The sequence below is a fragment of the Erythrobacter sp. HA7-11 genome, assembly GCF_055693605.1.
In genome coordinates, this window is sequence record NZ_JBVFUF010000002.1 from 2,247,627 (window position 1) to 2,271,943 (window position 24,317).

15 protein-coding genes and 2 pseudogenes are annotated in these 24,317 nt (G+C 57.6%); 12 read left to right on the top strand and 5 right to left on the bottom strand.

The window, feature by feature from the left end:
* Positions 1 to 18 precede the first annotated feature (18 nt).
* On the bottom strand, positions 19 to 597 hold the full coding sequence (locus ACZ1GU_RS11570) for a pseudoazurin (protein WP_472648138.1): 579 nt from the start codon (positions 595 to 597) through the stop codon (positions 19 to 21).
* Between the two features lie 171 nt (positions 598 to 768).
* Entirely contained in the window at positions 769 to 2,850 is a 2,082-nt protein-coding gene (locus ACZ1GU_RS11575; RefSeq protein WP_472648139.1) for a glycoside hydrolase family 97 protein, read from the bottom strand.
* A 178-nt stretch (positions 2,851 to 3,028) separates the two neighbouring features.
* Here ACZ1GU_RS11575 and ACZ1GU_RS11580 point away from each other — a divergent pair, with 178 nt between their 5' ends.
* On the top strand, positions 3,029 to 4,654 hold the full coding sequence (locus tag ACZ1GU_RS11580; protein ID WP_472648140.1) for an FG-GAP repeat domain-containing protein: 1,626 nt from the start codon (positions 3,029 to 3,031) through the stop codon (positions 4,652 to 4,654).
* Positions 4,655 to 4,731: 77 nt separating this feature from the next.
* Here the strand turns inward: ACZ1GU_RS11580 and ACZ1GU_RS11585 are convergent, their stop codons facing one another.
* Positions 4,732 to 6,150, bottom strand: a complete 1,419-nt coding sequence (locus ACZ1GU_RS11585) for an alpha-amylase family glycosyl hydrolase (RefSeq protein ID WP_472648141.1) — start codon at positions 6,148 to 6,150, stop codon at positions 4,732 to 4,734.
* A 3-nt stretch (positions 6,151 to 6,153) separates the two neighbouring features.
* A complete protein-coding gene (locus tag ACZ1GU_RS11590; protein ID WP_472648142.1) occupies positions 6,154 to 7,737 on the bottom strand; it encodes an MFS transporter in 1,584 nt (527 codons plus the stop codon).
* A 318-nt stretch (positions 7,738 to 8,055) separates the two neighbouring features.
* Here ACZ1GU_RS11590 and ACZ1GU_RS11595 point away from each other — a divergent pair.
* From ACZ1GU_RS11595 to ACZ1GU_RS11610, 4 genes and pseudogenes are all read left to right on the top strand, one after another.
* Positions 8,056 to 9,892: pseudogene (locus tag ACZ1GU_RS11595) on the top strand (alpha-amylase family glycosyl hydrolase).
* 67 nt (positions 9,893 to 9,959) lie between these two features.
* Positions 9,960 to 11,620, top strand: a pseudogene (locus tag ACZ1GU_RS11600) (alpha-glucosidase).
* A 21-nt stretch (positions 11,621 to 11,641) separates the two neighbouring features.
* Positions 11,642 to 12,673 carry a LacI family DNA-binding transcriptional regulator gene (locus tag ACZ1GU_RS11605; RefSeq protein WP_472648143.1) on the top strand — a complete coding sequence of 344 codons (1,032 nt, stop codon included), beginning with the start codon at positions 11,642 to 11,644 and terminating at the stop codon, positions 12,671 to 12,673.
* Between the two features lie 6 nt (positions 12,674 to 12,679).
* Positions 12,680 to 14,200: a tryptophan halogenase family protein gene (locus ACZ1GU_RS11610; RefSeq protein ID WP_472648144.1), complete on the top strand. Its 1,521-nt coding sequence runs from the start codon at positions 12,680 to 12,682 to the stop codon at positions 14,198 to 14,200.
* Between the two features lie 122 nt (positions 14,201 to 14,322).
* Here the strand turns inward: ACZ1GU_RS11610 and ACZ1GU_RS11615 are convergent, their stop codons facing one another.
* Entirely contained in the window at positions 14,323 to 17,004 is a 2,682-nt protein-coding gene (locus ACZ1GU_RS11615; protein ID WP_472648145.1) for a TonB-dependent receptor, read from the bottom strand.
* A gap of 503 nt (positions 17,005 to 17,507) precedes the next feature.
* On the opposite strand from ACZ1GU_RS11615, the gene ACZ1GU_RS11620 reads away from it, so the two are divergent.
* From ACZ1GU_RS11620 to ACZ1GU_RS11650, 7 genes are all read left to right on the top strand, one after another.
* On the top strand, positions 17,508 to 18,209 hold the full coding sequence (locus ACZ1GU_RS11620; protein ID WP_472648146.1) for a DUF6445 family protein: 702 nt from the start codon (positions 17,508 to 17,510) through the stop codon (positions 18,207 to 18,209).
* 15 nt (positions 18,210 to 18,224) lie between these two features.
* Positions 18,225 to 19,736, top strand: coding sequence for a tryptophan halogenase family protein (locus tag ACZ1GU_RS11625; protein WP_472648147.1), 1,512 nt, complete (start codon positions 18,225 to 18,227; stop codon positions 19,734 to 19,736).
* Positions 19,737 to 19,836: 100 nt separating this feature from the next.
* A complete protein-coding gene (locus tag ACZ1GU_RS11630) occupies positions 19,837 to 20,292 on the top strand; it encodes a (2Fe-2S)-binding protein (RefSeq protein ID WP_472648148.1) in 456 nt (151 codons plus the stop codon).
* 27 nt (positions 20,293 to 20,319) lie between these two features.
* The gene (locus tag ACZ1GU_RS11635; protein WP_472648149.1) at positions 20,320 to 22,608 is read left to right on the top strand and encodes a xanthine dehydrogenase family protein molybdopterin-binding subunit; all 2,289 of its coding nucleotides are present in this window, start codon (positions 20,320 to 20,322) and stop codon (positions 22,606 to 22,608) included.
* Positions 22,609 to 22,625: 17 nt separating this feature from the next.
* Positions 22,626 to 22,793 carry a hypothetical protein gene (locus tag ACZ1GU_RS11640; protein ID WP_472648150.1) on the top strand — a complete coding sequence of 56 codons (168 nt, stop codon included), beginning with the start codon at positions 22,626 to 22,628 and terminating at the stop codon, positions 22,791 to 22,793.
* A gap of 9 nt (positions 22,794 to 22,802) precedes the next feature.
* The gene (locus ACZ1GU_RS11645; protein WP_472648151.1) at positions 22,803 to 23,747 is read left to right on the top strand and encodes an XdhC family protein; all 945 of its coding nucleotides are present in this window, start codon (positions 22,803 to 22,805) and stop codon (positions 23,745 to 23,747) included.
* Entirely contained in the window at positions 23,740 to 24,315 is a 576-nt protein-coding gene (locus ACZ1GU_RS11650; protein WP_472648152.1) for a nucleotidyltransferase family protein, read from the top strand. Before ACZ1GU_RS11645 ends, ACZ1GU_RS11650 begins: the two co-directional genes overlap by 8 nt.
* Positions 24,316 to 24,317: the final 2 nt, after the last annotated feature.

Consider the following 24,317-nt stretch of genomic DNA (forward strand, 5'->3'; position numbering starts at 1 on the left):
GTCAGTTACCTAAGCGGCTTAGAGGCCGGCTTCGGTGAACAGCTCTTCAAAGACCCGGCCAGCGAGACCTGGGTGTGAGACAGCCTTGGCAGCTTCAACATTGGCGTCCTGACCTTCGCCTTCGACGATGATCATGCCAACCATGCCAGCGGCGTAGTGCGGTACGCACTGATAGCCGTAAACGCCTGGCTTCGGCAGGACGTAGGAAACGGACTGGTTGATCTCACCTTCCCAGCCGCGTGTGCCTTCTGGGATCATGCCTTCAATCGAAGAAGACTGGTGGGTTGGGTCGGTTGGAACGAAGGTGACGGTGTCGCCAACTTTCGCGGTGACCAGCTTGGGCTTGAACACTTGCATGCCGCTGCCGCCATCCGGGTCACGGGTGTACATTTGAACTTCGATGACAGTGCCGTTGGCTTCGACTTCTGGTTCTGCTGGAGCAGCCGCTTCTGCAGTAGTTTCTTCCGCTGCAACGGGTGCTTCGACTTCTGCTTCGGCAGGAGCCGCCGTCGTATCGTCTGCTTCGCGGCCGCCGCATGCCGAAAGGGCAAACAGGCCGACCAGGGCAATCGAGCCCATCAGTGCGTTACGCTTCATAATTCGTATTCCTCTCTAACGCTTGAACTTCGTCGATCCCATGGGCGCTGCCTAGACGAGAATCGCCATCGTGCCTAGCCGCAAGGAAAGCTCCGTCGGAAGTGAAAAGCTTGTCGCGCGAGAGGGTTCCGAAAAAAGGTGAGAGTGGCGGGAGCGTTTCCCGCCGCTCCCTCAATCGTCAAGCGGGATAAAGCGCACCGCCACACCGCCCGACGACGCCAGCGAAAACGCCATATCAGCGCCGCCTTCGACTGCGACCTCTTCGATCACATAGTCGTACGGGTTCGTGTCCCAATGCGCGTCTGCGCCATCGCGATAGACCTGCGCGGTGTAGCGTTTGCCAGCTTCTAGGAAGTCCAGCGTCACAGAGATGTCGCGCGGGGTCCCATCGGTGACCGCGCCGAGGAACCATTCCTCGCTGCCGCGCCCCTGACGCGCAATCGCGACATACTCGCCAACCTCGCCCGCCAGCGCCACGCTCTCTTCCCAATCTGCCGGCACATCCTTGATGAACTGAAAGGCATCCATCCGTTCTTCGTAGTGCTCCGGCAGATCCGCTGCCATCTGCAGCGGCGAATAGAGAACCACATAGAGCGCCAATTGCTTGGCCAAAGTCGTTTGCGGACGATTCGAAGGATCGCCGCGCTGCATATCCTCGCGCACCGGCGGCTTCTCGTTCGGGCGCAGGTTGAAGATGCCCGGCGTGTAATCCATCGGGCCGCTCAGCATCCGCGTGTAAGCGAGGATCGAGATGTGCTCGACAGGATTGGGCGGCGTGCCCCATGCGTTGAATTCCATGCCCCGAGCGCCTTCGCGAGTCATCCAATTGGGATAGGTGCGGCGGAGCCCCGTATCCTTCACCGGCTCGTGCGCGTTGATCGAGATTTTGCGCTTCGCCGCTGACTCCACCACGCGCATGTGGTGACCAACCTGAAACTGGCTGTCGTGCCACTCATATTGCTTCACGCCGTTTGCGTCATAGCGAACCAGATCGCCCGCATCCGCGACATAGCCCGTCTTCACCTGCCGCACGCCGACCCGCTCATAGAGGTCGAACGCGTCCTCCATTTGCGCTTCGTAATTAGCAATATTGCCGCTGGTCTCGTGGTGACCGATCAGCCGCACGCCCTTTGACTGGGCATAGGCGCCCAGTTCCTCGATATCGAAATCGGGATAGGCTTCGGTGAATTTGAACAGCTCGCCATTGTTGAACCAGTCGCCGTCCCAGCCGATATTCCAACCTTCGACCAGCACGCCGGCAAAGCCATGTTCGGCGGCGAAGTCGATATAGCGCTTGGTCTCTTCGTTGGTTGCGCCGTGAATGCCATCATTGCCCCAGGTGCGCTCGCGAATATGCATTGCCCACCAGATGCCGACATATTTGCCCGGCTCCACCCATGAAACATCATCCAGCTTGTTTGGCTCGTTGAGGTTGAGGATGATGTCGGAATTGATGAGGCCTGGCGCGTCCGGAGCAATCTGGATCGTGCGCCATGGCGATTTGAACGGGGCCTTCGTGTGAACCTTGATCCCGTCAGATCCGGGGCGCAAAGCCGCTTCAAAATTGCCGGGACGCAGTGCGAGCAGCGACATGCCCGAATAATCGACCAGCGCCGCCTCGTGGATGGAAATGTGCAAGCCATCAGGCTGGCGGAAAGTCACCGGAGTGTGCGCATCGTCAACGATCGCCGCTTTGCCGGTGCGATAGATATATTCGTAGCGGTTGAACTGGCGGCTCGGCGTCCACCACGCATCGGCTTCGCCGCCAATGTTGAACTGCGTCAACTCATCGGTGATGCGGATATCGCCTTGCAACGCCTCTTGCTCCGCCAATTCGTAGCGGAAGCCGAGCCCGCTATCGAAAACGCGAAACACTACCGTTAACCGGCGCTCTGGCCCTGTGGTGGAAGAGAAGTCAGCGATCAGTTCATTGTGGTTGTCGCGGACCAATCGGCGCTCGCCCCAGGGTTGCTCCCACGTCTTGTCGGTCGAGGACCGAAGGCTGACTGTTGAAAGCTCCAAGCCATCTTCAAACCCGTGATGGTCCGCAAAAAGGAGGCCCAGTCGTGCAGGCTCCATCACCACTTCGCCATCGTAGCTGACCGCATAAGTAGCGTGGCCGCCATCATCGCTGACAGTTACGGTGATGTCGCCATCGGGCGATGAGACCTGCAAAGTCTCTGCATGCAGCGGCACCGCTGCAAACATCAACCCGGCGCCAAATGTCGCCAGTTTCACGCCCAAATTCGCCATTATGCTCTCCCGATCCGTTCGCCATTTAGTTGCACACCGCGCAAGCGCATGCAAATTTCTGCAAAAAATATTCTCTCCTACCCACTATATTAAGAATTACGGGGTTTTCTCCAAGTCAATTTTTTGCAAAACTGCGCATAACCGCTGAGTATTGCCTCGGCGGCGGGGAGGATACGACATGACAATCCGGACCGCCAAATTGGCGTTGGGCATCGCCTGCTGCGCGGCATTATCCGCTTGCGGTGGAGGCGACGGCTCGTCTTCCCAAGCGCAATCCGGCGGCGCGACCGGGGGCACCCCTACCCCGCCACCAAGCTCCGGCAGTGGCTCGGCAACTTTGCCTGCTGGAGCGCTCACGACATTTTCCGACATGACCAGCGCGATGCAGATCACGCATGATTTCGGATTTTCCGCCGGGCTCAATCCGATGGTCGCGCAGTTTGCAGGGGGCGCAGCATCGGGCGATGTCGATGGTGACGGCGATCTCGACGTGTTCGTTGCGCGCGGGGATAGCGGACCAAACCTGCTCTATTTGAACCAGGGCGGCACCGGCTTTGTCGAAAGTGCAGCGGCAGCGGGGCTCGCCTACAGCCTTGGCGGCACCAGTAATGGCCGCCACAGCGGGCCAACCTTTGGCGATCTGGACGGTGATGGCGATCTCGACCTGCTGCTGGGCGGCTTGGAGAGCGGGCCGACCAAGCTGTTCATCAATGATGGCTCAGGCCGCTTCACCGATGCGACGGCAGGATCGGGTTTTGACACCGCCAGTTCCGCGCAGACCATCTCTATGGCGCTGGGTGATTATGACGCGGACGGCGATCTGGATGTGCTGATGGCGCATTGGGGCACACCGCGCGATCCCAACCTGCCCGGCGAAACCGAGAGCTTGTGGCGCAATGATAGCAGCGCGGGCACACTTGCCTTCACTCCGGTCAGTCAGCAAAGCGGCGTCGCGAGCCTGCTCGCCTTTGATTTGCCGCAAGGCGTGCTGGGCGCGAACTACGACTATACATTCTCGCCCGCCTTTGCCGATATTGATGGCGACCGCGATCTCGACATTCTGATGGTTTCGGATTTTCGCGGATCGCGCGTGCTGGTGAACAACGGCAATGGCACATTCAGCGGCGCCACATTCATCCCCGATGATGAGAACGGAATGGGCGCGGCGGTTGGCGATTTCGACAACGATGGCGATTTCGACTGGTTCATTTCCTCGATCAACGGCAACCGCCTGTTCGAAAACCGGGGCGCACTCAGCTTTGTGCGCAACTCAGCATCAGGCGTGGAGCCGGGCGGCTGGGGCTGGGGATCGTGCTTTGCCGATTTCAACGCCGATGGCTGGCTCGATATCTACCAGACCAATGGCTGGGAAGCGGGCAAGGATCCATCCGCCTCGCTCTACGTAAACGACACCAGCCGGTTGTGGATGAGCCAGGGCGACGGGACGTTCACCGATGAGGCGCAAAGCTCCTCGATCCTCGACACCGATCAGGGGCGCGGCGTGGTGTGCGACGACTTCGACAATGATGGCGATGTCGATGTGTTGCTGCTCACGGCTGAGCCGCAAAACGCCGCCTATTACTGGCGCAACGACCTGTCTGGCGCGAACACGCTGAAGGTGCGTCTGCGCGGGAGGGCGCCCAACACGCAGGCTATCGGCGCGATCGTGGAACTGACGATCAATGACACGGTTCAGCGGCGGATGGTGGCCGTGAACAGCAATTTCACATCGCACAATTCAACCGAGCAAATGTTCGGCATGGGATCGCATAGCTCTGCTCGGCCTGCGGATCATCTGGCCTGATGGTGCCGAGACAATCCAGCCATCGGTCGCCGCTGGCCAGACGCTGGTGATTGACCAGCCGTAAAGCGGAAGGCGGGTTATTCGGCCTGCTGGTTCGACTGCGACTGGGTCTCACGGAAGATACGATAGCCCCACGGCGGGAGCGCGAGGCCGTATGCTTCGCCTTCGTCAGCTCCGAATGTAGCAGCCTCGCCGCTGATCACATCGTTATAGGTTCCGGTGTGACGGGAGAGCGTGAACTCGACTTCGCGAGGATCTGGAGAGAGGTTGAAGACAGCAAAGACGCGCTCACCCTCTTCGCCGCGAACGAAGCTGAAGACATGCTCGCTTGCCGTGTTTGGAACCTCGACCATGGGCGCGCCATAGCGGCCGTTCCACAATGCGGGTGTGGTTGTCTTCAGGTCGATAAGCGTGCGGAAGAGGCCATCGTAAGCGCCTGTTTTCCAGATGATTTCATCCTTCTCGAAAAATTCGAGCTGCTTGTCGAGATCGGCTTCCTGACCGTTGTAAATCAGGGGAATACCAGTGCCGGTGAAGGATAAGGCGATGGCTGCTTCATAGGCCGGGCCGTAGATTTCCGAGGCCACGCCGTCCCACGAGTTCTGATCGTGATTGTCGGTGTAAACCATGCGGTAGGCGTCTGATGGCCAGGTGGTCGCCTGGGCTGCGTAATAGCCGCGGATCGGGCCTGCTCCGCCGCCTTGCGCGACTATGTCCTGCATCGCCTCTTTCCAACCCCAGGCATAGGTCGCATCGAAGGCATTGCGGTGGAGATCGCGGGTCTCCCACTCGGCCAGCATGAAGATCGGTTTGATGCTGTTTAGCTCCGCGCGAGCGGTCTCCCAGAAGTCGAGCGGTACATATCCAGCTACATCAGCACGATAGCCGTCAATATCGAATTCGCGGACCCAGTAGGCGAGATCGTCCGTCATCATCTCGCGAACTTGCGGGTTTTCGAAATTGAGATCGGCAACGTCGGACCAGTCGGTCCCTTGCGGAGCGATCCGTTCACCTTCGGGATTGAGGGCGTAGAAGTTTTTGCCGCCCTTTTCGAAATACACGCTGTCCCAAGCGGTGTGGTTGGCCACCCAGTCGAGGATGACTTTCAGGCCTAGCCCATGCGCTTCATCGACGAAGGCGCGAAACTCTTCCTCCGTCCCTAAATCGGGATTGACCGCGCGATAGTCTTTAACCGCATAGGGGCTGCCCATCGTGCCTTTGCGCTTTTCCTCGCCAATTGGGTGGATCGGCATCAGCCAGACAATGTCCACGCCCATTTCGGCAAGGCGCGGAAGCTGCTCCTGCGCAGCCGCGAAAGTGCCCTCTTTCGTGAACTGCCGCGTGTTCATCTGATAGATCACCGCATCGCGGGTCCATTCGGCGTTTTCGAACTGGACGTAGCTTTCAGGCTCATATCCACCCTGTTGTTGAGCGCCTTCGCACCCGGTCAGTGTAAGCGCGCAACCAACAACTATCGACGTCAGAGACTTCTTCATCAATCAAGCCTCCTGCGCAGCAGCTTGTTGCTTCAGCGCACTGGCACCATCGGTCACAAACAAAGTCGCAATGGAGGCCAAAGCAAACGAAACTGCTCCGATGGCCATTGCATAGATTGATGCACCATCGAACAACGCTTTAACCAAGAAGCCGAGCAGAGTTGCCGCAATCAGCTGTGGCACGACGATGAAGATGTTAAAAATGCCCATGTAAATGCCCATCTTCTTGGCGGGTACAGATCCCGCGAGAATCGCATAAGGCAGCGAAACGATCGAGGCCCATGCGATGCCGAGCCCGATTTGCGACACCCACAGCAGCGCCGGGTCGCTGATCACGATCATCAAAGCAAAGCCGATTGCGCCAACCGCCATATTAAAACTGTGAAGTTTGCGACGATCAATTTTCGCGGCGATGATGATAAAACCTAGTGCTGCGGCGGCGGCCAAACCGTTGCGAACAGAACCCATGAGGCTCCACCAATCTGCCCCGTCCTGGTAAGCCGAAGTGGTCGTATCAGTTGCACCAAAGTGATATTCGGTGACGCCCGGCGTGCCGTAAATCCAAAGCGCGAACATGGCGAACCAGCTGAAGAATTGCACGACGGCAAGCTGACGCATCGTGGTTGGCATTGCGAAAAGGTCGTTCACGACTTCCATAAAGCCGTTGTCGTCCTTGCCGCTGTTGCGCAGCATTCCTGCGATGATTTGAATGACGCCGAAAGACGCGATCAATCCGGCGAGGATGTAGAGCTCCTTGCCAATTTCGATCTCGATTTCGCTCGCCCGCCCCCACGCGACAAGCACTGCGACTGCGGCGCCTGCGACGAGCCAAACAGCGCTGCCGGAGAAAAACTGAGACGTCGTGCGCCTGACGGTCTCGACTGATTGCTCGACGATACCCAGCGCTTCTCTGCGCGCCTTATCGAATGCCGCCAGCTGTTCAGGACTGTATTCTGTGCTGCGGAAAACGGTCCACAACACCGCGAGCAATAGCGCTCCACCTCCGATGTAGAAGGCCCACTGCACAGTCTCAGGAATCTGTCCGGCTGGGGCAGTGTTGGAGAGCCCCAACCAATTGGTCATCACGTAAGGCAATGCACCCGCGATGACCGCTCCGAGCCCGATGAAGAAGCTCTGCATCGCATAGCCGCGCGTCCTCTGTCGATCAGGCAGATTATCACCGACGAAAGCGCGGAAAGGTTCCATCGTGATGTTGAGCGATGCATCCATAATCCACAACATGCCGGCAGCGAACCACCATGTCGGCGAATTCGGCATAATGAAGAGCGCAATGCTGGCAAGGATCGCACCGATGAGAAAAAACGGACGACGACGCCCGAAACGACCCCATGTGTTGTCAGACATGTGTCCGATAATCGGTTGAACAATCAGGCCGGTCATCGGAGCTGCAATCCAAAGAATCGCGAGCTCGTTCTTGTCGACACCAAGCGTCTGGAAAATGCGGCTCATGTTGCCGTTCTGAAGTTCGAAGCCGATCTGGATACCCAGAAAGCCGAAACTCATGTTCCAGATTTGCATTGGATTCATCGCAGGCTTACGCCCAGCCACGGCGATCTTATCGCTCATTGTAATGCCTCTCTCCCTCACAGAATCCGATGACCACTAGCGCCCGATGGCGCAAGACGCCGGATTCCGTGCATTCACTTTATCCAGCAAAGGCTTCCTGCTGGACATTGTGTGCTACCAGCCAGTGTGACGCTAATGCAAAAATTTGCAAGAAACTTTCTAGGACGCTCTCTATTTCCGGTGTGATATTCAGAGAAACCTTGCCGAATAGAAGAAATTACAGTGGGATAACCGCCTGACTGATAGATCCAAAAATCACATACAAAGATTTGCAAAATTTTTGATTCAGTGTCATTCAAGTTGTTGGAGAGGGATGAAATGAAACGACATCTTGGACTGATTCTCGCAGCTTTGGGCATATTGGCTGCGCCTGCCCAGGCTCATGAAGCTGAAGCAAAACCTCAAGATCGTCCGCCTGAGGACGAAGTTGTCTATTTCGTTCTGCCTGACCGGTTCGAAAATGGCGACACAACCAATGACCGTGGAGGCCTTAGCGGAGGCCCGCTCGACCACGGATTCGATCCAACGCATAAGGGTTTCTACCATGGCGGTGACCTAAGGGGGCTCACCGATCGTCTTGATTACATTCAGGGCATGGGTGTCACCGCAATCTGGTTTGCTCCGGTCTTCAAGAACAAACCGGTGCAAGGCGGCCCTGGACAGGAGAGCGCTGGCTATCACGGCTACTGGGTGACGGACTTCACCAGCATTGATCCCCATTTCGGGACAAACGCTGAGTTCAAGGCATTCGTCGATGCAGCTCACGCGCGCGGGATGAAAGTCTATATGGACATCATCACCAACCATACCGCCGATGTGATCCGATTTGAGGAAGGCGATGCCACCGGATACGTCTATCGCAGCAAAGGCGACTTCCCGTATTCGCGCCGACTTGGGTTGGACGGCGAGCCTATCAATGAAGGCTTCCTGGGCGACGAAGTGCGCACCGAAGAAAACTTCGCCCGCCTGACAGATCCTGGCTACGCGTACACGCCTGTCATTCCCGAGGCAGAGCGCGACGTGAAAGTCCCAGCCTGGCTGAACGACCCGATCTATTATCACAATCGCGGCGACACGACTTTCCGCGAGGAGAGCAGCCGCTTTGGCGATTTTGTGGGTCTCGACGATCTGTTTACCGAGCACCCCAGAGTGCTTGGTGGGATGATCGATATCTATGGTCAATGGATCCGTGATGCAGGCATCGATGGCTTCCGCATCGATACGGCGCGTCACGTCAATCCTGAATTCTGGCAGACCTTCGTCCCGGCAATGCTCGAAATAGCCCGCGAGGAAGGCAAGCCCAACTTTCACATCTTCGGTGAAGTATATCGCGACGGTCCCGATAACGGATATATCGCGCAATACACCCGCCGCGACCAATTGCCTTCGGTCCTCGACTTCGCCTTTCAAGCAGCGATGGTTGAGGTCGTCGTACCGCAAGAAGGGAACAGTCGTGCTGGCCGAGCTTTTTGATGGCGACGTTTTGTACGAAGGCGGAGAAGATGCAGCACTCTCGCTGCCAACTTTCCTTGGAAATCATGATGTTGGCCGTTTCTCGACCTTTGTGCGGAACGCCAATCCGGATATCTCGCAACAGGAGCTGCTTCAACGGGTCAAACTGGCTCATGCCGTGATGATGACTGTTCGGGGATCGCCCACAATCTACTCTGGTTCTGAACAAGGCTTCGTTGGCGATGGCAACGATCAGGCCGCACGCGAGGACATGTTCCCAAGCCTCACTGAGAGCTACAACGACAATGTGCTGATCGGAACGGATGCGACAACGGCAGATGAGAACTTCGACACTTCGCATCCTCTCTATCGACTGATCTCTGAACTGTCCGCTGTCCGGCAAGCGAACCCAGCGCTGCGTCGCGGCCTTCAGACGATGAGGGCATATCGCGATGAGCCGGGCATTCTGGCCATTACGCGCCGCGATCCTGAAACCGGTCAGCAAGTTCTCCTCGCATTCAACACGAGCACAGCGCCGATCAAGGAAAACATCCCAGTCGATTATCTGACGCGAGAGCTCTCCGCCTTGGCCGGCTCTTGTCCAGCGCGTGTCGCCGCACCGGGATCGGTCACGGTCGAGCTTGCTCCACTCAGCTTCTCGGTTTGCGAGTTGAAGGAAGCGGGCGAGCGCGAGGGATCATGAAACGGCTGACGAAACTAGTCGGCTCGCTCACGCCACTTAGCACGCTGAGCGCGAGCGAGACTGCACGATGAATGAGATGCTACCTGTGAACAGCGACAATTCCGCCTCAGCAAGCGATCAATGGTGGCGCGGCGCGGTTATCTATCAGATTTATCCGCGGAGTTTTCGCGATACGAATGGCGATGGCGTGGGTGATCTGCGCGGCATTGCCGATGGGCTGGATTACATCGCTTCACTCGGCGTCGATGGCATCTGGATCTCGCCGTTTTTCACCTCGCCAATGAAGGACTTCGGATACGACGTTTCCGACTATTGCGGGATTGATCCAGTCTTCGGTGACTTCGACGACTTCGACCGGATCATTGAAAAAGCGCACTCGCTTGGCCTGAAGGTCATCATCGACCAGGTCTATTCGCACACGTCTGACGAACACGACTGGTTCAAAGAGAGCCGCCGCGACCGCACAAACGACAAAGCCGACTGGTACGTCTGGGCCGATGCAAAACCGGATGGCTCTCCGCCTTCAAACTGGCAGTCGGTCTTTGGCGGCTCGGCGTGGCAGTGGGATGGTCCGCGCAAGCAATATTACCTGCACAATTTCCTGACCTCGCAGCCCGATCTCAATGTGCACAATCGCGAGGTTCAGGACGCGCTTCTAGAAGTGACGAAATTCTGGCTGGATCGGGGTGTCGATGGTTTCCGTATCGATGCGCTCAACTTTGCCATGCATGACCCTGAATTGCGCGACAATCCGCCGTCAAATGCTCCGATTGAGGACGTGACGCGGCCATTCGACATGCAGATCAAGCAGTTCAATCAGTCGCATATCGACATTCCACTGTTCATTGAACGCATTCGCCAGACAATCGATCAGTATCCGGGGCGCTTCACCGTGGCGGAAGTCGGTGGACCAGACCCGCTTGCCGAGATGAAGGCGTTCACAGCCGACGGCAAACGTCTCGATTCCGCCTACAATTTCGACTTCCTTTACGCGCCAAAGCTCAATGCCTCGGTACCGTCCGCCGGTCGCTTTCGCAATGGCCGGGCGAACAAGGCGAAGGATGGCCAAGCTGGGCGTTTTCCAACCACGATGCACCGCGCGCGATCACGCGCTGGGTCAGCGGCGGGATCAGCCAGCAGCAAATGGCTCGACTTGCCATGTTGTTGCTTCTGTCGCTTAGGGGAAATCCGATTATCTATCAGGGCGAAGAGTTAGGTCTGCCGCAAGGTGAGGTTGCTTTCGAAGACCTGCTCGATCCCGAGGCGATTGCAAATTGGCCGCACACATTGGGCCGCGACGGTGCTCGCACGCCAATGCCATGGATGGCGAACGCGCCGCAGGCAGGCTTTTCAAACGCGAACCGCACATGGTTGAAAGTCGATGCGGCGCATGCCGAACTCGCGATTGATAAACAGCGCAGTGATCCCGCCTCAACCGCAAGCTACACACGTGATCTGCTGGCCCTGCGCCAAGAGCACTTTGCTTTGGTCGATGGCAGCTCTGATCTGCTCGAAACGCCTGAAAATGTACTCGCGTTCATTCGCGAGAGCGCGGAAGCGCGCGTATTGTGCGCCTTCAACCTCAGTGATGAGCCATGCGAATGGTCACCGCCTAGCGAATTTGCTGGGGCAAAAACCATTGCAAACCAGCAGCAAGTGGGTTCACCTGACCCCATCAATACCGCTATGGTACCTTGGTCGGGTTATTGGGCTGCGACACAGGGGTAAAAGGGGCAAACTGGCGCGCATATGATCGACGAGCAGGACGAAAAAGGGACAAAGTCGGCCCGGCTCGAAGACATTGCGCGCGAGGCAGGGGTTTCGATCTCGACCGTCTCACGCGCACTGAACGACAATCCCGCCGTGAAGCGCCGGACCAAGCAAGCGATCTGGAAGATTGCGCGCGCCCACGATTACGACTTTCGCAGTACGATGCCCAACGCGCCCATTGGCGCCGAGGCAACCATTGCAGTCGTCGTTCCTGCTCCACAGGCCCGTGAGACCCGCGTTGCCGACCCCTTCTTCCTGGAACTGCTCGCTGGAATTGCTGAAGCGGCGCGCTCACGCAATGCCGACCTGGTCATGAGCCACCTCAGCCCGAGTAGCGCTGAAGATCTCGAGTTCGCAATGAACACAAGCAGGGCAACCGGCGTCATCTTCATCGGACAAAGTTCGCTGCATGATGCGTTCAACGACCTCTCCAAGCGCGATAGTCGCTTTGTCGTCTGGGGAGCCGAATTTGCCGATGCGGCCTATTGCTCTGTCGGATCGGACAATGTCGCTGGCGGGCGGCGCGCCACATCGCATCTCGCCCGCTTGGGCCGCGAGCACATCCTCTTCCTCGGCGACACAGAGGCGCCCGAAGCCGAGCAACGCTATCGCGGCTACCGTCAAGCGCTCGAAAATGCCGGGGTTGCGGTGCGCAGCGAATTGCAGATGCCCGCGCACTTCGATGTGCATTCCGGCGAGGCAGTTACCCGTTCGGCCATTGATCAGGGATTGCAGTTTGATGGGATTTTCGCAGCGAGCGATTTGATCGCGATCGGTGCCATGCGCGCGCTGGCGAAGGCGGGCCGTAAAGTGCCAGAGGACGTTTCCGTCGTAGGCTACGACAACATACCAGCGGCTCGGCTCGTCACGCCGCGCCTGACAACAATCGATCAAGATGCAAACCTCGCTGGACGTATGCTGGTTTCGAAACTGATCGACACGAAAGGCGGACAGGCGACATCCGACCGGCTCGAAACAAGCTTGATGATCCGCGAAAGTTGTGGCGGATAGGGAGAAATGGCTAGCACTCACTCTCCATTGAAATCGATCATCATAGTGGGCGGCGGCAGCGCAGGCTGGATGACTGCGGCGGCGCTCTCGAACACGCTGGGCAAAAGCTGCTCGATCACTCTTATCGAATCCGAAGCGATTGGAACGGTCGGCGTGGGCGAAGCGACAATCCCGCCTATCCGCCACTTCAACCAACGGCTCGGGATTGATGAAGCGACGTTCATCAAGGAAACCGGCGGCTCCTATAAGCTCGGGATTGAATTCGTTGATTGGGCGCGGCTCGGTCACAGCTACTTCCACCCCTTCGGACAGCATGGCGCTGAATTCGACAGCGTGCCCTTTTACCATTTCTGGATGCGCGAAAGCCTCGAAGGGCGGGTAGACGGCCCGATTGACGACTTCTCTATGGGTTGGGCGATGGCCAAGGCGGGCAAGTTTGCGCACCCCCTACCCGACCGCAGGCAAATCCAGTCGACCTATGACTATGCCTATCACTTCGACGCGGTTCTTTATGCCGCCTTCCTGCGCAAATATGCCGAAGCACGCGGTGTCGAGCGGGTTGAAGGCAAGGTAGTTGACGCGACGCTTGACGGCGAGAGCGGCGCGATTGCGAGCGTCACACTAGAAAGCGGCGAAGAGCTGGAAGCGGAGTTCTTCGTCGATTGCAGCGGTTTTCGAGGACTCTTGATCGAAGGCTCGCTCGAAGCGGGCTATGACAATTGGCAGCACTGGCTTCCTTGCGACCGAGCGGTCGCCGCGCCTAGCCCAAAAGACGAAGAGATAGCGCCCTACACACGCTCAACCGCGAAAAGCGCAGGGTGGCAATGGCGCATCCCGCTGCAGCACCGCACAGGCAATGGCTATGTCCATTGCAGTCAATTCATCAGCGAAGAGGACGCGACCGAGACGCTGCTGAATTCACTTGAGGGTAAAGCACTCGCGGACCCGCGCGTGTTGCGCTTCGTCACTGGCAAGCGCCGCAAATTCTGGGACAAGAATTGTGTCGCTATCGGATTGTCAGCGGGCTTTATGGAGCCGCTGGAATCCACCAGCCTGCACTTGATCCAGTATGGCATTCTCAGGCTGCTCGCCCTGTTACCCGACAGCGAGATGTCGCCGCTGCTTGCGCAGGAATACAACTCGCAGACCGCCGCCGAATATGAGCGGATCCGTGATTTCCTGATCCTGCACTACAAGGCAACTTCGCGTGATGATGCAGAATTGTGGCGTTATTGCGCGGCAATGGATGTTCCAGACAGTCTGCAGTACAAGATCGATCACTTCCGCAATTACGGGCTGCTCGTGTCGGACGAGCGCGAATTGTTTAAGAACCCGAGTTGGATCGCCGTATATCTCGGACAGGATATCGTGCCCGATCGAGCACCAGCCTTGGCTGCGATGCGCGGTGATGCGGTGCCAGTGAGCCAGAGGATGGACGCAATTTCGGGCGCCATGCGCGATGCTGTGGCAGCCATGCCAAAGCATTCGGAGTTTCTGGGCAAGCACTGCCCTTCCCCGCACGCCTAGATCGCGCGAACCACATCCGCCGCTGTCGTAACGCATCGGGTTCATTCTCAACTTTGGAATGCAAAAAAGGGCCCGCCATTTCTGGCGGGCCCCTCTTTCCAGTTGCGACCCTGGGAGAAAGCCTAGAATTCTTTCTTGATCGTGAAGTTGTAGGTCCGGCCATACAGCTCGTGACGGCTCGGGAACCTTCCAACCTGGGTGCCACTCGCATTGAACAGGTCGTTCTGCGTTACGAACGGCTCATTGGTGATGTTGAACACCTCAAACTGAACACCCACACCTTCAAGGAAGCCGCTAGCGTCTTCGAATGTGTAGCCAATCTGGCCATCCAGAATTGTTTCGCTGAGCGCGTCTGCACCGCTCAGACTTCCGTCGAAGTTTTGAACCTCTGACAGGAAGCCGCTGCGATAACGCGCGCTGAGCTTAGCCTGGAAGCCATTCTTTTCGTAAAAGACATCGCCCGACCAGACTGTTTCCGAATACCCTGGAATATCGAGCAGGTTCTGCATTGTGTCTTCAACTTCCGCATCTGCGTAAGTGAAGCTGAAGCTGCCGCCAAACCCATCAAGGCTCTCAGTCAGGTCAACAAAGTCAACGCGCAAGGTTCCTTCGATGCCGGTGATTGAACCGTCGCCGAAGTTCACAGGACCGCTGAACGAACCTGTTGCCAGTTCAGGAGCAGTCGTCAGGATCGAACCAAAACCAGCGTTGTTGATCTGTTGTTCAAGATCAATCGTGTCGTTGAAGTCGATCACCCAGTCAGACAGATCCTTGTGGAACACTGCCAAGACCAAGGCGGTCCCGCGTGAGAAGTATTTCTCGAACGAGATATCATACGAGGTGGATGCATATGGCTGCAAAGCGGGGTTGCCGCCGCCCAAATTGAAGCAAACGAGCGATGGCGGATTGAACCCGATCACTGTGTCAGGGATCTGGTCACCATCTGTGTCAGTACAGCTCAGTGGATTGACCGAGATGTTCTGGTTCGCGGCCAACTGATCAAGCCGTGCACGCGTGATCGTTTTAGCAAAGGCCAACTTGATGAAGAAGTCATCTGCAACTTCGAAGCTCAAGTTCGCGCTTGGCAACCAGTCATCGTAGCTTTCGGTTACAGTGTTGACGAAGCCGCCACCGATCGTGCCGGTCGAGCTCTGAGTCGTTTCGACATATTTGAGGCCGATATTGCCGCGGAGCGGAACCGAACCGAGTTCGGTGTCGATATTGGCCTGAGCGTAGAAGCTGTGGATCTCTTCCGAAACCACCCACTCGGTGTCAAACGTTGCCTTTTCTACGACATAGGTTCCGTCGGTCAGGAAGCTCGATGGATCATAAGCGATGATGTCAAAGCCAAGACCGCCGGTGTCGGTGCTTCCAACGATGGAACCAGCAGGAATTGCCAGCGAGCCGCCAGTGAATGCTGCAGATTCGCGAAGGAAGCTCTCGTTCGAGTCGAAAGTCTTCTCGCGATCGGTGTAAATCCAGCCAACGGTAATGCTGGAAAGGAACCCGCTATCGAAAGCGTAGTCCGCTTCTGCCCGCAGCTGGTGGAGCTCGTCGTCGATCTTGGGCTCTTTAATGAAGCCAACCTGGCCCCACCCACCCGGGTCGGTCAGCAGAACCGTGCCTGGATCGGTGTAGTCAAGCTGAGTATCGACACTGTAGCGTCCATTCCGAGGGAAGGTGAACGTGAGGGTGTCTTGCGCGCCCGAACGTCCCGGCCCAGTTCCGGCATAGCTTTCATAGTCGATATCATCGCGATCGAGCGTTGAATAACCGTAATCAAGTTGCAGAGTGAGATTATCCGTCACGCCCCATTCGAGGTTGGCCCCAGCAGCGAAGATCTGCGCTTCGTTGCCTTCGGTGTCTGTCCGGAGGATCGGAACAACCGCAGAGTAAGTCGCGGTGTCGGCAAAAGGTCCGTTGCCTGTCGCTCCATCAAAGCTCGCCCCGCTCCATGATGCAATCGGAGTCTCGGTGCCGCGGAAGATGCCTGAGTCTTGCGTATCGGTGTAGAACGCATCGAGCGTCAGCGAGAAGTTATCGGCTGGCTCAAACTGGAGCGCACCGGCAATCGACGTACGCTCGAAATCGCGCGAAACGACACCTTGGCGTGGGTTGTCCGATGGATAGATCAGACCATTGGCATCGATAGAAACCTGGTTCTGGTTGGTCTTGAGTTCACGCGAAAGGAACTGGGTAGGGTTCGACTGGTGCGTAACACCAAGTGACCAACCAACGGTTCCAGCATCGTTCTGACCAATATACGAACCAAAGAAACGATACCCGTCATTGCTGAAGTCCGGGTTCAGTTCGCCGCTATCGTTAATTACGTAGCGAGCAGAAAGGTTCAGCTTGGTTTCGTTGAAATCGAGAGGGCGAATGGTCCGCAAATCGACCGCACCGGCAATGCCGGTTGCAGCAAGGCTTGCGTCCGCCGTCTTGTAGACAACACCTTGCGCAATCAGTTCTGATGGGAATTGGTCAAATTCAATGCCACGGTTGTTGCCAGCGGAAACGACTTCGCGCCCATTGAGAAGAGCAAGCGAAAAGTCTGGGCCAAGGCCGCGAATAGAGATTTGCTGCGAACGGCCACGCACACGCTGAGCAGTAACACCTGGCAAGCGAGCAAGCGCATCAGCGATGGACAGATCAGGCAGTTTACCGACGTCTTCCGCCGAGATCACCTCGACGATGCTTGAGCTTTCCCGCTTTGCCTCGAGCGAGGTCTCGATAGCGCTGCGGATGCCGGTCACAACAATTGTGCCCTCTTCCGCGTCGTCCTGTGCAGCGTCGGTACGATACATCTTGAGCGACTGCCGGAACAGCTGTCGCCATCATCGCGAGGCCGGTTGCCGCCCCGCAAAGCAGGCGAACATTCGCCGATTTACGCGTAGATACCATTATGATCTCTCCCCTAACGCCGCAACGATCCCCGGCGTTTGCATCTTTTTTCATAACGGGAATTTTTGCGCAGGTAAATGCAAAATTTTTATCCTGCAGAAGTCGGGACAGAGGAGAATAAGACTCTATTTTCCTGAGATTTTCTCTCGTTTCGCTCGGTATATTGCAATTCGGCCCTCAGACATTTCAACAGCTTGTGGCCAAGCGGTCACACCTGAGGTGCAGCAAACGCAACATTGCCCCCTCGCGGATTCGCGAACCTCCGAAGTTGGCGATCAAAATTCATCTGCATATTCAGATAAATTACTATAAATCAGTATTTTAAATTCTCATGATTGGCTGCGAAGTACGACTTTGTTAGTTTGAGGAGAGACTGATTCCGATAAAAAGCGAGCCGAGCGCAGCCATGCATGATTTGACAATTTCGCTTGCAAACTCGCGCGCATCACATTTTTCATCGAATAAACATCATCTTATCTCAGTTCAGGACTTCCTCGACAGTCCAGAAGAAGCGATTATCAGCGCATCTTTGCAAAAATTTGCAAAGATCACGCCTCAATATCCCGGAGTGCGCGCGCCGCTTGCTGCCGCTATTTGCGAGGCATGGGCAAATCAGCTTGCGCCTACGCTGAACGATTCATTTGGCGAGAGTCGGAATGGCTGGGTCATGCAAGGCTGGTATTCGATCGTAACTACACCGCCGGAGCAATTGCTGCCGATACAATGCCTGCCCCACGTTGATGGCACTGACCCAGATCAGATCGCTTTGATGCTTTACCTTCACAGAACCGCGCACGGTGGCACAGCCTTTTTCCGTCACAAATCGACCGGGCTTGAAGCGCTGACAGACGCGACCTACCCGACCTATGCGGCAGCACTCCAGCAAGAGGTTAAGCAGCATGGCCTGCCTCCAGCTGCATACACCAAGGATGGAGAACCGTATTTCGAGCGGACCCATCTGGTCTCGGGCGAGTTCAACACGGCGGTTTTGTATCGTGGCAACATCTTGCATAGCGGGGTTATCGACAACACCTCGCCCCTTTCGTCCGATCCACGTGAAGGGCGCCTGACAATCAACGCATTCATCCGGCCCGTCGCTGCGGGTTAGCATCAAGAGCAGTATATGAGCGAACAACCCAAACGGACACTGGTGATCGTAGGCGGCGGAACCGCAGGCTGGATAACCGCCGCCGCCTTTGCGCGTCTGCTCGGTCAAAATCTTACGATCAAGCTCGTCGAATCCGAAACCATCGGCACGGTGGGGGTTGGTGAAGCGACGATCCCGCAGATCATAAGGCTCAATGCGATTCTCGGGATTGATGAGAATGATTTCCTCAAGAACACCTATGGGACGTTTAAGCTGGGCATTGAGTTCGTCGATTGGGGCAAGAAGGGGGACCGGTATCTCCACACCTTCGGGGATACGGGCCTTAACCTCTCAAGTGTGCCCTTCCACCATTATTGGCGCCGACGCTCACTGAGCGCAGAGGCGAAGGATCTTTGGCATTATTCCCTCCATCAAGTGGCAGCAGACGGTGATCGCTTCGGCAAACTGGATCGGGTCGGCAACACCGCGATGACCGGCCTCGCCTATGCGTACCACTTCGATGCCAGCTTGTACGCCCGCTACCTGCGCGCCTACTCGGAGGATCGCGGGGTGACACGACACGAGGGGATTGTCGCATCGGTTGAGCGTGACGGTGAAAGCGGTGATATTACATCCATCACCCTGGAAGACGGCGAGACCTTAGCAGGCGACTTCTTCATCGATTGCACCGGCTTTCGCTCGCTGCTGCTCGGGCAACAACTGGGTGTCGGATATCAGGATTGGTCGAAGTGGTTGCCATGCGACCGCGCGCAGGCCGTGCCAAGCGAGCGGTTACCAAACCTGCCGCCCTACACCCGCGCAACCGCGAAAGACGCTGGGTGGCAGTGGCGCATTCCGTTGCAGCATCGCACTGGCAATGGCCATGTCTACTCGAGCGGTTTCAAAACCGATGACGAAGCGACCGAGACGCTGCTTGCGGGCCTCGATACCAAGCCGCTCGATGATCCACGCCCGCTGCGCTTCACCACCGGAAGGCGCGAACAATTCTGGTCGCACAATTGCGCCGCGCTAGGCCTCTCGAGCGGTTTTCTGGAGCCTCTGGAATCGACCAGCATCCATCTGATCCAATCGCAGGTCAGCCGATTGATCCAGCTCTTCCCGCGCGGCACAAACGCCGATGCAGAGCGCGCGGAATATAATCGCCGGTGTGCGACAGAGTTTGAGCAAATCCGCGACTTTCTCGTGTTGCATTACCATCAGACAGAGCGCGAAGATACCGAGTTCTGGCGCTATTGCAAGAATATGGATGTGCCTGACAGCCTCAATCACAAACGCGATTTGTTCGCCTCAACAGGTCGATTGGGGCGCGATGTCGATGACCTTTTCCGCGAAGCAAGCTGGGTCCAGGTGATGCTGGGCCAAGGGATCACGCCGCAAAATTACGACCCGATGGCTGACACGATCAGCGATCAGCAACTCGGCGAATTCCTCGGCAATCTGCGCACGATCATCGAGCGCTCGGTGGGCGGATTGCCGACACACGCGGATTACATCACGCAGAACTGCGCGGCGCCCATCAACGCCTGAGAAAACGGCGGTTCCTCCGAGCGACACAATTTGGTAGTCTTGTGCAACTGAATTGCAGCCGACGTTCTTAGGCGTCGCAATCCTCGACGGAGCAGAGTGCATGATTTCCTTCACCATCAATGGCGAGCCGCAAAGCGTCGACGCCGATCCGGCTATGCCGATCCTCTGGGTCGTCCGCGAGAAGCTCGGCATGACAGGCACCAAATTCGGATGCGGGATTGCTCAATGCGGCGCATGCACAGTGCATTTGGATGGCGAACCAATCCGGTCATGCTCAATGCCTTTGTCAGCAGCAGAAGGGCGCTCGATCACCACGATTGAGGGCATTTCAGGCGAAGATGGAGCGCTCACACCTGTCCAGCAAGCCTGGATCAGCGAGCAGGTGCCGCAATGCGGATATTGCCAGTCTGGCCAAATCATGGCCGCGACGGCGTTGCTGCGCGACAATCCCTCACCCAGCGACGAAGACATTGACGCGGCGATGAGCGGCAATATCTGCCGCTGCGGGACGTACACTCGTATTCGTAAAGCGATCAAAGTCGCGGTACGGACTTGAACAAGCCACAGACGAGGAGACGGCAGCATGAGCGAGCAAGCTGACACTCCCGTAGGCGAAAAACCCGAACGCAGCGCCGCAGCCAAATGGAGTCGCCGCGGCTTCATCGGCGCGGGCGTACTTGCAGGCGGCGCATTACTGATCGGCGTAGGCGTTCGTCCCGGCAATCCTGTTGGCAAGCTCGCTCCGCTTGTGGCAGGCGGCGAAGGCGAACAGCTGGTCAACAGCTGGGTGAAGATCGGCGCGGACAACATCGTCACCGCGATCATCCCGCATTGCGAGATGGGTCAGGGGGCGCATTCGGTGCTCGCACAAATGCTCGCCGACGAACTAGATGCCGACTGGTCGATGGTCGAGGTGATGCAGGCGCCGACCGATGGCAGCTATGTCGTGAGCGACACCGCGCGCATGTTCGTCGCACCCTTCACCATGAACGCTGCGGACTGGCTCGAACCCACTTGGGACGGTCTCTTCACGCAAATCGGCAGGCTGGCCGATGTCATGATCACCGGCGGAAGTTCGTCAATACGAACGACCGGGCAATACCAGATGCGCATCGCCGGTGCGGCAGCGCGCAAGATGTTGGTTGGAGCGGCCGCGCAGGAATGGGGCGTGCCGGCTAGCGAGATCGCGACGCGCGACAGCACGTTGATCCACGAGGCGAGCGGCAAGTCCGCGCCCTATGCTCAGTTTGCGGCCGCCGCTGCCGAGCAACCAATGGACAGCTCACCCAAGCTCAAAGACCCCAAAGACTATCGTCTGATGGGCAAGAGCAAGAGGCGCACGGACATCCCAGCGAAGGTCACTGGAAAGGCTGACTTTGGCCTCGATGCCCGGATTCCCGGCGTTGATCCGGCCCATCTGTCTTACGCAGCGGTCCTGCGTCCACCTGTGCCCGGAACCCAAGTTACCTCGATGGATGCGGAGGCCGCGAAAGGCATGCCCGGCGTTCAGCAAATCCTGAACATGGGTAGCTTTATCGCGGTCGTCGCCGATGGATACTGGAACGCTCAACAAGCGCTGAACACGATCACCGCCGAATACAGCGCTTCGGAAAGTCCGATCAAGACGACCGAGGATCAGTTCGCAGCCTTTGCGAGCGCACTGGATGCCGCGGGCGAAGATGGCGGGAATACCGCCGCCTCGCGCGGTGATGCGGTGAGCGCCTACAACAATGCCGCAACCAAGATCGAAGCAGAATATAAAGCGCCCTTCCTCGCCCACGCGCCGATGGAGCCGGTCAACTGCACCGCTTGGGTGCGAGACACCGGTGATGGCGCGAAATGCGACATTTGGACGAGCACGCAGGTTCCGCTGATGGCTCGGAGTGCTGCCGCAAAAGCTCTCGGAATGGATGCCGACGATATCACCGTGCATCATCCATTTCTGGGCGGAGCGTTCGGACGTCGGCTTGAGAACGATTACGTGACTATGGCCGCCCGCATCGCCAAGGCCACCGGCTATCCAGTCAAAATGATCTGGTCGCGCGAAGAGGATACGCAAAAAGCGCTATATCGGCCCGCCGATCTCAGCCGCTTCAAGGGCGGATTGGATGCAGACGGCAAACTTGTTGCGTACAACAATGTCTTCACGCAGCGCCATGATCCTGCCGAGGCCAGTGTGCCAGGTATCTACGATATTCCCAACACCTCAGTCCGAGTGGCCGAGGCTGACCTGCACCTGCCCTTCTCCGCATGGCGTTCGGTCGATCATTCGCAGCAAGGTTTCTTCATCGAGAGCTTTATCGATGAGGCTGCGCATGCCGCGGGCGCTGACCCGATTGCTTACCGCTTAGCGATGCTCGGCGCGAACACCGAACGGCACAAAGCTGTGCTCGAAAAGGTTGCCGAGATAAGCGATTGGAGCACACCACGCGAAGAAGGCATCGGCAAGGGCGTCGCGATCGTCGAAAGCTTCGGGACCGTCGCGGCTGAGGTGATCGAGGTCGACATGACCTCTGGCAAGCCCAAGCTGCTGAATGTCTGGACTGCAGCAGATGCAGGCTATGTCATGAATCCGGATGGCTTCCGCAACCAGATCGAAGGCGGGATTGTATTTGGCCTGACCGCCGCGCTTTATGGCGAGATCGACATTGTCGACGGCGCAGCAAAGCAGAGCAACTTCCACGACTACAAAATGCTGCGCATGAATGAGACACCGGCCATCGAGGTGGCGATCATCAATAGCGGTACGGTGCCTGCAGGCGGAGCGGGTGAACCGGGCACGCCTCCTGCCGCCCCGGCCCTCGCCAATGCCATCTTTGCAGCGACCGGCAAACGCCTGCGCGAAATGCCATTCGCAAAGCAGTTCGCGTGAGCAGGAGGGGCAAGGTGATGCGCGCAAACTCGGTCATGCTGCTTGCAATTGGGACGTTGGGTCTCGCTGCCTGCGGCTCTGAAGTGGAGGAACCTGTCGAGCAAATCGTAGTCGCTGAACCGGGCGAGGCGGCAAGCTACCCGCAACCGGAAGAGAATTCTGAGTCCGAACAGGCGCCAGAGTAAGCACCAGCGATGGACCGCGATCGGGTCTTCGAATTTCTGTTCGATTGTCAGCGCGCGGGCCAAGCCTGCGCTCTCGTAACGGTTATGGCTGTTGAAGGCTCGTCCATCCGCAATCCCGGCACACATATGGGCGTTTGCGAAGACGGCAAATTTGCAGGCTCGCTATCAGGCGGCTGCATCGAGAATGCGGTCGTTTCAGAAGCGCTGGAAGCGCTACGCGAGAGTGCGCCAAGGGTCGTGCGCTTTGGCAAAGGCTCTCCCTATATCGACATCACCCTGCCCTGTGGCGGAGGCATTGATGTGCATTTTCAGCCGCTAGACGATGACGGCTTCACCAATGCGTGCTGCGCGGCAATCAGGGCGCGCGAGCCATTCACTGTGCTACTGAACAGCGAAGTCGCCCGATACGACCCGGGATGGCGAGAACCGCTCATCGACCTTGAGACAGGAACGGCTGCGTTCGGTCACTTTCCGCAGCCGAAGCTATGCATCGTCGGGCATGGAGCGAGCGTTGAAGCCTTGGCGAAGCTCGCGCGAGCGATGGACATCGAAAGCGATGTCCTGACGCCGGATGCGGCCATATGCAGCCGTCTGAAAGCCGATCATTTCACGGCCCACCAGTTGGAAAAGACAAGCGATACTGATGCGCTCAAAAGTGATCCTTGGACTGCTTTTGTCTTCCTGTTCCATGACCACGACTGGGAGGTGCAATTGCTCGCCCGCGCGCTGAGCCTGCCGCACTTCTATTGCGGCGCGATGGGCAGTCGCAAGGCGCATGCCTGGCGCAGCGAAGCGCTCGCTGGGGCTGGCGTCAGCGCGCAGACCATCGCTTCGATCAACGCACCCATTGGCCTGTTTCACTCTTCCCGCGATCCAGAAACCCTCGCGCTCTCGACCTTAAGCGAGATCGTTCAAGCATATCAGGCCGCCAATTTTGGGGCCGCAAATGACTGATGCGGGAGGCCTCGCGATTGCCATCCTCGCCGCAGGACAATCACGCCGATTTGGAAGCGAAGACAAGCTGACGGCGGATTTGGATGGGCGCATGTTGGGGCTGCATCCGAGCGAGACTTTGTCTGGTCTTCCAGCGGCACACCGCTGGGTCGTCGCGTCTTCTGCGGAGCATCCTTGCGCCGATGGGTGGCGGGCGGCAGGCTTCGAAATCGCCGTCAATAAAAATGCAGAGAATGGCCTCGGCACTTCGGTCGCGCTAGCGGCGAAACTTGCAAGCGAGGCTGGCGCGATAGCTCTGCTAATTGCGCTGGCTGATATGCCTTTTGTGTCACGCGCACACTTCGCCGATCTCGCGAGCAAAGCAGCTCCGGACATATTGCTCGCCTCCCACAACCGAATGGCTCCAACCCCGCCAGCCTTGTTTGGTAGCGATCATTTCGCAGCCCTGATGCAAGCTACCGGCGATCGCGGTGCCGGCACCTTGCTAAAGCATGCTGAGATTATCCGTTGCCCGGCTGAGGATATGCGCGATGTCGATGTTCCCGAAGATCTGACGGGCGAGGGATAGGG